This window comes from Bradyrhizobium sp. Leo78, from assembly GCF_059512425.1.
The window spans coordinates 15331-27532 of the sequence record NZ_JCAMOT010000040.1; the positions used below are offsets into that span (position 1 = coordinate 15331).

Annotated in this window: 13 protein-coding genes and 1 tRNA gene; 3 read left to right on the forward strand and 11 right to left on the reverse strand. The window is 64.1% G+C overall.

Annotation, left to right across the window (positions count from 1 at the left end; genetic code table 11):
* Nucleotides 1-6: 6 nt before the first annotated feature.
* From AC5ZG1_RS34650 to AC5ZG1_RS34670, 5 genes are all read right to left on the reverse strand, one after another.
* On the reverse strand, nucleotides 7-510 hold the full coding sequence (locus AC5ZG1_RS34650; RefSeq protein WP_028164429.1) for a UPF0262 family protein: 504 nt from the start codon (nucleotides 508-510) through the stop codon (nucleotides 7-9).
* Nucleotides 507-1802, reverse strand: a complete 1296-nt coding sequence (gene hisD, locus AC5ZG1_RS34655; protein WP_496135536.1) for a histidinol dehydrogenase — start codon at nucleotides 1800-1802, stop codon at nucleotides 507-509. The genes AC5ZG1_RS34650 and hisD overlap by 4 nt, the downstream gene beginning before the upstream one ends.
* A gap of 172 nt (nucleotides 1803-1974) precedes the next feature.
* Nucleotides 1975-2418: a DUF2948 family protein gene (locus AC5ZG1_RS34660; protein WP_028164427.1), complete on the reverse strand. Its 444-nt coding sequence runs from the start codon at nucleotides 2416-2418 to the stop codon at nucleotides 1975-1977.
* A gap of 41 nt (nucleotides 2419-2459) precedes the next feature.
* Nucleotides 2460-3749, reverse strand: coding sequence for a UDP-N-acetylglucosamine 1-carboxyvinyltransferase (gene murA, locus AC5ZG1_RS34665; protein ID WP_496135537.1), 1290 nt, complete (start codon nucleotides 3747-3749; stop codon nucleotides 2460-2462).
* A gap of 88 nt (nucleotides 3750-3837) precedes the next feature.
* The gene (locus AC5ZG1_RS34670) at nucleotides 3838-4776 is read right to left on the reverse strand and encodes an SDR family oxidoreductase (RefSeq protein WP_496135538.1); all 939 of its coding nucleotides are present in this window, start codon (nucleotides 4774-4776) and stop codon (nucleotides 3838-3840) included.
* Nucleotides 4777-4921: 145 nt separating this feature from the next.
* On the opposite strand from AC5ZG1_RS34670, the gene AC5ZG1_RS34675 reads away from it, so the two are divergent.
* Nucleotides 4922-5500: a TetR family transcriptional regulator gene (locus AC5ZG1_RS34675; RefSeq protein ID WP_496135539.1), complete on the forward strand. Its 579-nt coding sequence runs from the start codon at nucleotides 4922-4924 to the stop codon at nucleotides 5498-5500.
* A 208-nt stretch (nucleotides 5501-5708) separates the two neighbouring features.
* Here AC5ZG1_RS34675 and AC5ZG1_RS34680 read toward each other — a convergent pair whose 3' ends face one another.
* The 5 genes from AC5ZG1_RS34680 to AC5ZG1_RS34700 form a co-directional block, all read right to left on the reverse strand.
* Nucleotides 5709-6533, reverse strand: coding sequence for an alpha/beta fold hydrolase (locus AC5ZG1_RS34680; RefSeq protein WP_496135540.1), 825 nt, complete (start codon nucleotides 6531-6533; stop codon nucleotides 5709-5711).
* Nucleotides 6534-6631: 98 nt separating this feature from the next.
* Nucleotides 6632-7144: a hypothetical protein gene (locus AC5ZG1_RS34685; RefSeq protein WP_496135541.1), complete on the reverse strand. Its 513-nt coding sequence runs from the start codon at nucleotides 7142-7144 to the stop codon at nucleotides 6632-6634.
* A 303-nt stretch (nucleotides 7145-7447) separates the two neighbouring features.
* A complete protein-coding gene (locus AC5ZG1_RS34690) occupies nucleotides 7448-7756 on the reverse strand; it encodes a UBP-type zinc finger domain-containing protein (RefSeq protein ID WP_028164421.1) in 309 nt (102 codons plus the stop codon).
* A 10-nt stretch (nucleotides 7757-7766) separates the two neighbouring features.
* The gene (locus AC5ZG1_RS34695; RefSeq protein WP_496135542.1) at nucleotides 7767-9452 is read right to left on the reverse strand and encodes an FAD-dependent oxidoreductase; all 1686 of its coding nucleotides are present in this window, start codon (nucleotides 9450-9452) and stop codon (nucleotides 7767-7769) included.
* A 62-nt stretch (nucleotides 9453-9514) separates the two neighbouring features.
* Entirely contained in the window at nucleotides 9515-9712 is a 198-nt protein-coding gene (locus tag AC5ZG1_RS34700; RefSeq protein ID WP_130227592.1) for a hypothetical protein, read from the reverse strand.
* Nucleotides 9713-10008: 296 nt separating this feature from the next.
* Here AC5ZG1_RS34700 and AC5ZG1_RS34705 point away from each other — a divergent pair.
* Nucleotides 10009-10083 (forward strand) — tRNA-Thr (locus tag AC5ZG1_RS34705).
* Nucleotides 10084-10267: 184 nt separating this feature from the next.
* Here the strand turns inward: AC5ZG1_RS34705 and AC5ZG1_RS34710 are convergent.
* The gene (locus tag AC5ZG1_RS34710) at nucleotides 10268-10711 is read right to left on the reverse strand and encodes a universal stress protein (protein ID WP_028164419.1); all 444 of its coding nucleotides are present in this window, start codon (nucleotides 10709-10711) and stop codon (nucleotides 10268-10270) included.
* Nucleotides 10712-11614: 903 nt separating this feature from the next.
* Here AC5ZG1_RS34710 and AC5ZG1_RS34715 point away from each other — a divergent pair.
* Nucleotides 11615-11773, forward strand: coding sequence for a hypothetical protein (locus AC5ZG1_RS34715; protein ID WP_456640755.1), 159 nt, complete (start codon nucleotides 11615-11617; stop codon nucleotides 11771-11773).
* The last annotated feature ends 429 nt before the right edge of the window (nucleotides 11774-12202 follow it).

Genomic DNA, 12202 nt, shown 5'->3' on the forward strand with positions numbered 1-12202 from the left:
CGCGCCTCATGCGTCCTGCCCCTTCCAGTGGAGGACGCAGATCAGCGTGAACAGCCGCCGCGCGGTCTCGAAATCGACCCGCACCTTGCCCTTCAGCCGCTCCTGCAGCGTGCGCGAGCCCTCGTCATGGATGCCGCGGCGGCCCATGTCGATGGCCTCGATCTTGTCCGGCGTCGCGGTGCGGATCGCCTGGTAGTAGCTGTCGCAGATCATGAAATAGTCCTTCACGATCCGCCGGAACGGCGTCAGCGACAACAGATGCGCCACGACAGGCGTGCCGTCCTCCCGCCGGATGTCGAACATCAGACGGTTGCCGGTGATGGCGATGTGCAGCGTGTACGGCCCGCTCTCCGCGCCGGCCGGCGCGAACAGGTTCTGCTCGATCAAATCGTAGATTGCGATCGCGCGCTCATGCTCGATATCCGGCCCGGAACGCCCGATCGATTCCTCATCGAGCGTCACCGCGACGATGCGATTGTTGGGGTCCTCCTCAGTGGGCGGCTTGTTCATGAGAGATTGAGGCGCAATCCGACGGAACGGGAATGGGCATCCAGCCCCTCGGCCTTGCCGAGAGTCATCGCGGCCGGCCCCAGCGCGCGCAACTGGTCGGGGCCGCATTTCAGGATCGAGGTCCGCTTCATGAAGTCGAGCACGCCGAGGCCGGAGGAGAACCGCGCCGAGCGCGCGGTCGGCAGCACATGGTTGGAGCCGCCGACATAGTCGCCAATCGCTTCCGGCGTATGCGGGCCCAAGAAGATCGCGCCGGCGTTGCGGACCTTGGCCGCGAACGCCTCCGCATCGGCAGTCATAACCTCAAGATGCTCGGCCGCGATCGCATTCGCGAGCGCCACCGCATCGTCGAGCTTTTTCACCAGGATGATCGCGCCGAAATCATTCCACGAGGCGCGTGCGATTTCCGCGCGCGGCAGGGTTGCGAGCTGCGCTTCCACCGCACGCTCGACATCGGCGGCGAGCCGCGCAGAATCGGTGATCAGGATCGATTGCGCGCTCGTATCATGCTCGGCCTGCGCCAGCAGATCGGCGGCGATCCAGTCGGCATTGCCGGTGTCGTCGGCGATGACAAGCACTTCGGATGGGCCAGCGATCATGTCGATGCCGACCTTGCCGAACACCAGCCGTTTGGCAGCGGCAACATACGCGTTGCCGGGGCCGACGATTTTTGCAACGGGCGCGATCGTGGCCGTGCCATAGGCGAGCGCCGCCACTGCCTGCGCGCCGCCGACGCGATAGATCTCGGAGACGCCGCCGAGATGGGCGGCCGCCAGCACCAGCGGGTTGAGCCTGCCGTCGGGCGCCGGCACCACCATCACCACGCGCGGGACGCCGGCAACCTTGGCCGGCACCGCGTTCATCAGCACCGAGGACGGGTAGGCCGCGGTGCCGCCGGGCACGTAAAGCCCGACGGCCTCGACCGCGCTCCAGCGCCAGCCGAGCTCGACGCCGAGCGGGTCGACAAAGCGCTCGTCCTTCGGCATCTGGCGCTGATGGAAGCTCTCGATGCGATCGCGGGCGAGCTTGAGCGCGTCGACCGTGGCGGCATCGCAGGCCGTCACCGCGGCATCGATCTCCGCCGCGGTGACGCGCAGGCCGGCGGCGTCGAGCTCGAGCCGGTCGAATTTGCGGGTCGCCTCGATCAGCGCGGCATCGCCCCGCGCCACCACATCGTCGACGATCGCCCGCGTGGCGCGCTCGACATCGGCCGACACCTCGCGCTTGGCGGCAAGGAAGGCGGCAAAACGCTGCTCGAAATCGGCGCTGCTTCGGTCCAGGCGGAGGGGCATGGGGGCGTTCTTGAATTTGGATTCAGGGTCCCTGCTCAATGGCGCGGCGGATAGGGGCCGTCAACCCTCGATGGCGGACAAAGGGGCCCGGGCCCGTAGGGTGGGCAAAGCGCAGCGTGCCCACCATTAAGCATTCCGCTCGTGGTGGTGGGCACGCTTCGCTTTGCCCACCCTACGGCAGCTCCGGGACTGCCGGCGCGGTGCCGAGGTCGTCGGGGCCGAGATCGGTCAATTCGCATTCCAGGCATTCGACGTCGAGCCGGAGCGTGGCGCCCTGGCTGAACAGGAGCAGCGCGCTGCCGCCGGGGGCGGCGCCCTGGTGAAACTCGATGCCCAGCAGTTCCAGGGTGGCGTCCGGCGCCTCCAGGTTGATCTTGCGTGACTTGCAGGCAAGCACGCGGTCGAAGCGCAGCGCCGCGATCAGCCGGCGCGAGGCGGTTTCGCCCGACAGCGTCTGCTCCCAGTCGAGCCTGGACATGCCGACCACGAGCCGCTTCTCGCCCTGACGCCAAACGATGTCGGAGGCCTGCACGTGGGCATCCTGCACATGCGCCGAGATCACGGCCAGATCGTCGGCATCGAGCGCGATCAGTTTGAGCGGCGCGGGCGGTATCATGCCGAAAGCAATCTCCTGGATCAGAACCGGTTCCCCCGATATCAGTCCCTGATGCGCTCGATCGACGCGCCGCAGGCCGACAATTTCTCCTCCAGCCGCTCGAAGCCGCGATCGAGATGGTAGACGCGGTTGACCATGGTCTCGCCCTCGGCGGCAAGGCCGGCGATGACCAGTGAGACGGACGCGCGCAGGTCCGTCGCCATGACCGGCGCGCCGCGCAATCTGTCGGTGCCGCTTATCGTGGCGGTCTCGCCGTCCAGCGATATCCTGGCGCCGAACCGCGCCAGTTCCTGCACATGCATGAAGCGGTTCTCGAAGATCGTCTCGGTGATCACGGACGCGCCATCGGCGCAGGTCATCAGGGCCATCAGTTGCGCCTGCAGATCGGTCGGGAAGCCGGGGAACGGCGCGGTCGTGACCTTGACCGGGCGAAGGCCGGCGCCGTTGCGGCCGATGCGGATGCCGTCATTGTTGACGCTGACGGTGGCGCCGGCTTCGCAGAGTACATCGAGCGCCGATTGCAGCAATTCCGGCCGTGCGCCGGACAACTGCACCTCGCCGCCGGTCATCGCGACCGCCATCGCATAGGTGCCGGCCTCGATGCGATCCGGCAGCACGGTGTGGCGCGCGCCGTGGAGGCTGGCGACACCCTCGACGATGATGCAGGGCGTGCCGGCGCCGGTGATGCGCCCGCCCATCTTGTTCAGGCAGGCGGCAACATCGGCGATTTCAGGCTCGCAGGCGGCGTTGGTGATGACGCTGGTCCCCTTGGCAAGCGTCGCCGCCATCAGCGCGACATGGGTGCCGCTCACCGTGACCTTGGGGAAAGCGATGTCGGCGCCGCGCAGGCCACCAGGCGCTTTCGCGACCACATAGCCGCCGTCGATCGAGATCTCCGCTCCGAGCTTCTCCAGCGCCATGATCAGGAGGTCGACCGGCCGGGTGCCGATGGCGCAGCCGCCCGGCAGCGACACCCTCGCCTCATGCATGCGCGCAATCAGCGGCGCGATCACCCAGAAGCTGGCGCGCATCCGCGACACCAAATCATACGGCGCGGTGGTGTCGATAATGTCGGCGGCCGAGATGTGCAGGGTCTGGCCCTGGTACTCGCGGTCGCCGGGCCGCTTGCCCGCGGACATGATGTCGACGCCGTGATTGCCGAGGATGCGCTGGAGCTGCGCGACGTCGGCAAGCCGCGGCACGTTGTCGAGGATCAGCGTCTCCTTTGTGAGGAGCGCCGCGATCATCAGAGGCAGCGCGGCATTCTTCGCGCCGGATATCGAGATGGTGCCGTTGAGCTCGTTGCCGCCGACGATTCGGATGCGATCCATGCTGCCTCTTGCTCTGATCCGCGAAAAACCTATCGAAGCAAGGGGCTACCGCAAAAGTGTTGAAATTTAGGGCAATTCCGTAGGCTTTTCAGGCGGCCGCCGCGAACTGGTCGAAGGAGACCCCGGTTAGCGTCGCCGAGGCCTCCCACAGCATCGCCGCGACCGCGGCATCCTTCGCCTGCGGCATGATCTTCGCCTCGACCGGCGGGCCCTTCAACTCGTAGAACCAGTTCGGGCCATAATAGCCGCCGGGCTCGGCGGCCGGCGAGGTCGCGGCAAATAATGTCGGCAACGCACCGGCCGCGGCGGACTGGCTGGCATAGGGTTGCAGCAAGCGGCTGAAATACGACGATAGGCTCCTCGTGCCCGGGCCATTCGGGATCAGGTCGGTGCGCGCATAGCCGGGATGGGCGGCATTGCTCATCAGGCCCCAGCCGGCGGCGTCGCTGCGGCGCTGCAATTCGAGCGCAAATATCAGCATCGCCAGCTTCGACTGGCAGTAGGCGCGCCACGGGCGATAGGACCGCTCCGCCTGCAGGTCAGCGAAATCGATCGCGCCGGAGCGGTGCGCCAGACTCGAGAGATTGACGACCCGGGGCTTAAGGCCGCGGCGAAGCTGCGGCAGCAGGCGCGCGGTGAGCGCGTAATGGCCGAGATAATTGATGCCGAGCTGCATCTCGAAACCGTCCTGCGTCGTCCGCCGCTTCGGCAGCGCCATCACGCCGGCATTGTTGATGAGGAGATCGACCGAAGGACGGCTGATGGCAAAGCGCCCGGCAAAGTCGGCGACCGAGGCAAGGCTCGCCAGATCGAGCGTCTCGTAGCTGACGTCGGCCTTCGGATATTGCGCACGGATGCGCTCGAGCGCGTGCCTGCCCTTGATGTCGTTGCGGCCGGTCAGAACCACGGTCGCGCCGGCGCCCGCCAGCGCCAGCGCGGTCTCATAGCCGAGCCCGCCGGTGGCGCCGGTGATCACGGCGGTTTTGCCGGTCTGGGGTGGAATGTCTGCAGTGCTCCAGCCGCTCATGCTTATATCTCCTGGTCGAATCGGGGTGTGGTTCCCTAAATGTGCACTAAGTGCATCTTTGCAAGTGGTGAAGGATTTGAAGCGACCGGCGAATCTGCGCAGACCAGCTAAGGGCAGGTCATCAAAGGAGAAAACCGCGCCTCCCGTGGCGCCGGGCCTGCGCGCGCGCAAGCGGCAGGAGACACGGGAGAAGCTGACGCGGGCGGCAATGGCGCTGTTCCTGGAGCGCGGCTTCGAGGCGACCACGCTCGACGACATCGTCGCCGCCGCCGACATCTCCCGCCGCACCTTCTTCCACTATTTCGCTTCCAAGGAAGATGTCGTGTTCGCTTGGCAGGAGGAAGCCAGCGCGGCCCTGATCGCGGCGGTCGCGGCGCGGCCTGCCGGCGAATCCATGCTCGCGGCGGCGGAGAACGCCATCATCGCAATGGCCGGCCAGCTCGATCCCGCCGAAGTGGTGGCGTTGGCGCGGCTGAAGCAGGACAACCCGGCGCTGCAGGCGCGCGATCAGCTCAAGTATGAAAAGCTCGAGCGCACGCTGGCCGACGCGCTTCTGAGGCGCACAGGCAACAAGACAGACAAGATGCAGGCGCGGCTGGTCGCGATGATCGCTACCGGCGCGATGCGCGTCGGTGGCGAGCTCTGGGCCGCCGAGGGCGCCCGCGAGACGCCCGAGCTTCTCGCCAGGCGGATGTTCGCGGCAATCCGCGCGATGTTCGAATGAGCCTCCGGACGAGATGAGTAGCTGCTCCCTCTCCCCGTTCTACGGGGGCGAGACGAGCATAGCTCGCCCTGGGAGGGTTGGGGTGAGGGGCTCTATCCGCATAAAGGGTGACAGAGGGACTCGCGGAGACTCCCCTTCACCCGAAATTCAAGCTGCGCTTGAATTTCGACCTCTCCCCGCGCGCGGAGAGAGGTGAAAGAAGGCCCGCTCAACCCTTGATGAACGCGAGCAGGTCGGCGTTGATGGTGTCAGCTTCCGTGGTGGGCATGCCGTGCGGAAAGCCCTTGTAGGTCTTCAGCGTGCCGTTTTTCAACAGCTTGGCGGACAGCGGCCCGGCGTCGGCATAGGGCACGATCTGGTCGTCGTCGCCATGCATGACGAGAACGGGCACGTTGATCTTCTTCAGGTCTTCGGTGAAGTCGGTTTGCGAGAAGGCGACGATCCCATCGTAATGCGCCTTGGCGCCGCCCATCATGCCCTGGCGCCACCAATTCTGGATGATGGCTTCCGAAGGTTTGGCGCCTGGCCGGTTGTAGCCGTAGAACGGGCCCGCGGCGAGCTCGCGATAGAATTGCGAGCGATTGGCGGCGAGCTGCGCCTGCAGCCCGTCAAAGACATCCTTGGGCAGGCCGCCCGGATTGGCCGGGGTCTGCAGCATCAACGGCGGCACCGCGCTGATGATCGCCGCCTTCGCCACCCGGCTCTCACCGTGCCGCGCGATATAGTGGACCACCTCGCCGCCGCCGGTGGAATGACCGACGTGAACGGCGTTCTTCAAATCGAGATGTGCGGTCACCGCCGCGAGGTCGTCGGCATAGTGATCCATGTCGTGGCCATCGCTCACCTGGCTCGATCGGCCGTGGCCGCGGCGGTCATGCGCGATCACGCGAAAGCCATGATTGAGGAAGAACAGCATCTGGGTGTCCCAGTCATCAGATGACAACGGCCAACCGTGACTGAACACGATGGGCTGACCACTGCCCCAGTCCTTGTAGAAAATCATGACGCCGTCTTTGGTGGTGATCGTGGGCATCGCGCAGCCTTTCGTACGAGTGAAGCCGATGGAACATACCGGTCGAGGCATGCTCCGGATTTCAAAATCGCCCTGCGATTATCCAACCGCGATGTCAGTCACGCGAACGAGGTCATCGGCCTGAAGCGCCGCCAGATGCCGATGATCGCCACCACGAACAGCACCAGCACGATGCCCTGCACGACGGCGAAGACCGGACCGGACGGGGGAGCCGGCGGCACGCTCGGCGCCAACGCGTGCAGCGGGGGTATCTTGAGGAAGGACTGAACCACCAGCACGAAGACGTTGAGATAGAGCGATATCATCGCCGTCACGATGTAGATCGGACGCCAGGCGCCCGAAAGCTCCATGACATAGAGCGCGATGCAGGCGATCGCGAGCAGGACCAGCGAAATGATCCCGAAGATGTGCGAGGGCAACAGCTCCTTGAACGGAAACATAAAGCCGGTGACGCTGGTGAGGATCGTGAACAGCAGGAACACCGCGGTGAGCCCCGGCGTCTGTCTCGAGCCAAGCAGGGCGAACATCACGACAAGACCAGCGACGATTGCAACCAGGCTGATCACCACGTGAACAAGCGTAAACGTGGCCAAGCTCATACCCAGGACCATGTGAAGCACTCCCCATTGAGAACCGCGCTGAACACTACGATGCAACAAATGAGATTGCTACATGCTTCGCGGATCGGAAGCCGACTTATATGATGAAGATAAGATGATTATGATGCGAATAAACTAAAGTATGGGATTTGCCGAAACTGTTTGCATGCCTGTCATAAATGACAGCACACCGGCAGCAATCACTAACTATTTGTATTAGTGCCGTAGCCCGAGTGAAGCGAAGCGTAACCCGGGGGCCGCTCGTAAACGCGGATGCAGTCGTCCCGGGTTACGCGTTTCCCACGGCGCTATGAATCAATAGTAGCGCGGGATCGGGCCGTTATGCGGCGTCTTGCGCTGCGAGAGATCGAACAGCACGCGATCGACATAGCACCAGCCCCAGCCTTCCGGCGGATCGTAGCCTTCGATGATCGGATGGCCGGTCGCGTGGAAATGTGCGGTCGCATGCTTGTTGGGGGAATCGTCACAGCAGCCGACATGGCCGCAGGTACGGCAGATCCGCAAATGCAGCCATTGGCTGCCGCTCTTTAAGCACTCCTCGCAGCCGAGCGCACTCGGCGTGACGGTCTGGATGCCGGCGATATGGGTGCAGCCTTTCGACATCTGCTCTTTCCTAAGCCGTGGAATTGGCGTTGTCGGCGAGGAAGCCGTGCAGCGCCGCGACGACCTGCGCGCCCTCGCCGATCGCGCCGCCGACGCGCTTGACCGATCCGGAGCGAACATCGCCAACGGCGAACACGCCGGGCACCGTGGTTTCCAGCACTTGTCCCGGCCCGTTCTGGCCGGTGAGCACAAAGCCTCCGCGGTCAACCTTGACGCCGCAGCCCTCGAGCCACCCGGTCGCGGGATCGGCGCCGACGAACAGGAACACGTTGTTGACGTCGAGCGTGTGCTGCTCCGGTGCCAGGCGGCTCTTCCAGCGCGCGCGTTGGAGCGTAGCGTCCTCGCCGCCTTCCAGCGCTGTGATCTCGGTGTTGAACATCAGTTCGATGTTCGGCGTCGCCTCGATGCGTTCGATCAGATAGCGTGACATGCTGGCCCCGAGGCCGCCGCCGCGGATCATCATGTAGACCTTGCGCACATGGCCCGACAGGAACACTGCGGCCTGGCCAGCCGAATTGCCGCCGCCGACCAGCACCACGTCCTGCCCCGCACACAGCTTGGCCTCGATCGGCGAGGCCCAGTACCAGACGCCGCGGCCCTCGAAGGCCTCGAGGTTCTCGATGCTCGGCCGGCGATAGCGCGCCCCGCTCGCCACCACGATCGATCTTGCACGCAAGGTGTGCCCGCATTCGGTCGCGATCGAGAACAGGCCGTCCCGCTTGGAGCAGTCGAGCGATCTGACGGAAACCGGGATCAGGATATCGGCGCCGAATTTCTGCGCCTGGTTGAAGGCGCGGCCGGCAAGCGCCTGGCCGGAAATGCCGGTCGGAAAGCCCAGATAATTCTCGATACGGGCGCTGGCGCCGGCCTGACCGCCAAAGGCGCGCGAATCGAGCACCGCGACCGACAGGCCTTCGGACGCCGCGTAGACGGCGGTGGCGAGCCCGGCCGGCCCGCTGCCGACAACGGCAACGTCATAGAGCTTGTCATGGGCGTGGTCGCCGATCATGCCCATCGCCATTGCAAGCGCGGTCTCGGATGGATTACGCAGCACGTTGCCGTTGGGGCAGACGACCAGCGGCAGTTCGGCGCGCGTGGCCGAATAACGCGCGATCAGGTCGGCCGCGTCCTTGTCGGTGGCGGGATCGACCACGTGATAGGGCTGGCCGTTGCGCGCCAGGAAATTCTGCAACTGCGCGATCTTTCCGAGCGACGGCGGGCCGATCAGCACGGGGCCGCCGACGCCGCCCTGGATCAGGTTGACGCGACGCAGGATCAGCGCGCGCATGATGCGCTCGCCGAGATCGGCTTCGGCCACCAACAGCGCCCGCAATCTTTCCGGCGGGATCAAGAGCGTCTCGACATCGCCTTCGGCATGGCCGTCGACCAGCGCGGGCCGGCCGGAGAGCTGGGCAATCTCGGCCAGGAATTGTCCCGGCCCCTGATCAATCACCGGCGTGACATGGCCGAGGCCATCGCGCTGGGTGATCGCGACCGTGCCCGAAAGCACCACGAACATCCCCGGTCCCGGCTTGCCGGTCTCGAACAGCGCTTCGCCGTCCCTATAGTGCCTGACCTCGCCGAACCGGCGCATACGCTCGATCTCATGCTCGGTCAGGGTCGGAAAGGTCTGCTCGTGCCGCGGAAACGCGAGGGACCTCGCGCTGATCGGATTCGCCATCGCTTCTGCAGCCATCTCAGCAACTCACTCCTCTTACCAAAACGCGGGCGCACCACCTGCCCAGCAGTTGGGACCGGCTAGCGATCCGGCTCGCCGCCGCTCGCGTCATCTAGTCGGCCCTCGGCCGTTTCGGAAGATGCAGGACCGCTACGCCCGCGCGCCTGCGATTTCCGCCGCTTGAGGTTTTCGCGCAGCGCGAGCTTGAGGCGATGCTGCCTTGATTCGCTCGATGCGATCGCGCTCTGCCGCTCCTGCCTGTCCTTCTCGTCCTGCATGTTGCATCCGTCTTTCAAACTTGCATGACAATAGACCAGGCGCCGAGGGACATGCACCGGTCGATCGGGGAGGTGGGCTCCCCCGGTCTTCCGTGCGGTTGCAGGATGAACCGGCCAAAGCCGCACTCCCGAGCACGCCCCGGGGAACCGAAGCGCGCCGGATTGGCCGAATTTCGACCGGACGAAGCGTTTTTGCGAGCTGTCTCCCGTCCCCGCGCTTGCACCGAAGGGGGGCTTGTGGCAAGAACCGCCGCGCCCGGAGGCGCCAACTAGGCCGATTCTTTATTCCCGGGCACGCTGCCGTAGCTCAGTGGTAGAGCACTCCCTTGGTAAGGGAGAGGTCGACAGTTCAATCCTGTCCGGCAGCACCAGATAAATCAACCAAATCAACGACTTAGCGAATCATCTCCGCGAATATTTTGGCCTGGAAGATAGCAGAAATCTTCCGCTCGATCAGAGCGTTGCCGGTGTTACCGCATGGCGGACATCGGGTTTGCCGGCGAAGCCCAGCCAAGGAGCCGGCTTCACCACACCCTGCACCGTCATTTATGTTTGTTACCGCACGACCAACACCGGCACGCTTCCGTCCGCCAGGACCTCCGATGTTTGACTCCCCAACCATAGCTTCCTGAGGCCGCGACGCCCATGAGAGGCCATGACGATCAAGTCGCAGCCTCTGGACTTTGCTGTGTCGATAATCGCAGTGGCTGGGTGCGCATTCGGAACATGCAAGAGTTCTGCAGATATCCCGACCTGCTCCGCCACGGCTCGCGCTTCATCGAGCGCTTTGCCCGCACGTTCCTTGCAGGCTGCGTCAAAGCTATCGAACATTTCCTGCGCGGGAATCCATCCCCCGTGCCCACTCCCGATCGGCAGAGGCTCCGTCACCGCGATGACTGTCACTTTAGCATTCAAGGCCTTTGCTAAAGCAATCCCATGCTCAACGCCTTTTCTCGCGACATCCGATCCGTCCGTGCTCAAGAGAATATTGGCGTACATTTGGGGGCTCCCTTGCTCGTCGAACATTTTCCCTAAGGTCGGCGCGTCTTGATCCGCGCTATCGGATCGGGGCGCACGGGATAAACCCGCCGTCGGTTGAAGCCGACCGCATCCCTATCGAAGGCGCTCCGCTCGCACCAGCCGCGGTCCTCGCAATCCAGGATGCGTGGTGCATTTGTGCTGTCTGGTCAGTGGGTCAGTTTGTAGCAGTGTCCGCCGCCCCTGTGCCTGACGCGCGCGCGACACTTATCCAGCGTCGAAAATGAGCAGTCAGGCTGTCCTGCCGCTTTCGCCCCCCTTAACTGCGCACAGAACGTGGCAGCATTGGCAGGGTCTTGAGGACAAAGAACGAAGCCCATCGAGAGAAGCGTCATCATAGCAATAAGTGCTAGCGTTGAACGCGACATATCAAGCCTCCCTATGAGGTCTTGCCCACGCGGCAAGCACACGCGTCATCACAGCACGTTGGGCCGGAGCAGCGGCGGCGCCGCTCCGGACCAACGACACCGCTTTGAGCGGCTTGGGGCACGCCAGAAGCAGCGCAAGCTGGTGTAACGGCGCTCGCCGCGGGTCTTCAAGTAGAAGAAACCCGCCCTTCTCGACGGAAAAAGTCCCTAGAGCGCCGGTTGCTATGCAAACCGGTGTCCCCCTCGGATCAAGCCCGAGGGCATGCTTCGCTCGAAAACGGTCCAGCCCAAGACTGATCGTATTTTTGCGACTGATCGTATTTTGCGCCCTGGGGAGCACCGCACAATATATCAACGGCTGGTCGCGCGTTGAGGGGAGAAATGATGGACCTCACTCAAATCATCGGCTTCGTGGCGGGATTCGGGACAACCTTCGCAGCTCTGCCCGACCTCATTGCGATGCTGAATCGGCGCTCCAGCGTCGGCATGACCCCGAATGGCAGCCATCATGGGCACTTTTCAAATTCTCAGGGTGATCTATGGCGTATCGATCGGCTCAAAGAACATCGTCATGTGGAATGTGATCGCGGTCGCGACCAATTACCTTGCCGTTGGGGCATACGTGTACTTTCGTCGCCACGAAGCGCGATCGTGATATCGGATTGCGGGCTGAGCCGCGCGAAGCGACGCTGCCTCATGTCCTGAGGGCGTCGACCATGTGGGCGATGAGAAGGCCAACGCTGAGGACCGTCAGGCAAACAATTACAGCTTGAAACAACATCGGTGCGAATTCCGGTGGGGCCGAGGACCTCATATAGTCCTCAAACGTCGGCGGCTTTTGGTCGTCCCGATGGCGCCTTGGTGTTCACGCGATTACAAATTTGCAAGGGTCGCGTTTCCAAGGTCGCGTTTGCAACGATCACGCCGCTTCTTCGACGTGGACGGGCATCCGGCCTCCGCAATCGTTGGCCGTCGGCGCCCTTGGCAGTCATCGGTAATGAGGACGCCCAGCAATTCTCCCGCCCTACTCGAGCGCACGGCTGCGATTGAGCCGGCGATGTCTGCTCATCAAGGTACGAGCAGA

Coding starts and splice junctions, on each gene's coding strand:
- AC5ZG1_RS34700 (WP_130227592.1), bottom strand. CDS start 9,712: ATGCAGGACGAGAAGGACAGGCAGGAGCGGCAGAGCGCGATCGCATCG.
- AC5ZG1_RS34650 (WP_028164429.1), bottom strand. CDS start 510: ATGAACAAGCCGCCCACTGAGGAGGACCCCAACAATCGCATCGTCGCG.
- AC5ZG1_RS34670 (WP_496135538.1), bottom strand. CDS start 4,776: ATGAGCGGCTGGAGCACTGCAGACATTCCACCCCAGACCGGCAAAACC.
- murA (WP_496135537.1), bottom strand. CDS start 3,749: ATGGATCGCATCCGAATCGTCGGCGGCAACGAGCTCAACGGCACCATC.
- AC5ZG1_RS34685 (WP_496135541.1), bottom strand. CDS start 7,144: ATGGTCCTGGGTATGAGCTTGGCCACGTTTACGCTTGTTCACGTGGTG.
- AC5ZG1_RS34690 (WP_028164421.1), bottom strand. CDS start 7,756: ATGTCGAAAGGCTGCACCCATATCGCCGGCATCCAGACCGTCACGCCG.
- hisD (WP_496135536.1), bottom strand. CDS start 1,802: ATGCCCCTCCGCCTGGACCGAAGCAGCGCCGATTTCGAGCAGCGTTTT.
- AC5ZG1_RS34715 (WP_456640755.1), top strand. CDS start 11,615: ATGGCAGCCATCATGGGCACTTTTCAAATTCTCAGGGTGATCTATGGC.
- AC5ZG1_RS34660 (WP_028164427.1), bottom strand. CDS start 2,418: ATGATACCGCCCGCGCCGCTCAAACTGATCGCGCTCGATGCCGACGAT.
- AC5ZG1_RS34680 (WP_496135540.1), bottom strand. CDS start 6,533: ATGCCCACGATCACCACCAAAGACGGCGTCATGATTTTCTACAAGGAC.
- AC5ZG1_RS34710 (WP_028164419.1), bottom strand. CDS start 10,711: ATGTACGCCAATATTCTCTTGAGCACGGACGGATCGGATGTCGCGAGA.
- AC5ZG1_RS34695 (WP_496135542.1), bottom strand. CDS start 9,452: ATGGCTGCAGAAGCGATGGCGAATCCGATCAGCGCGAGGTCCCTCGCG.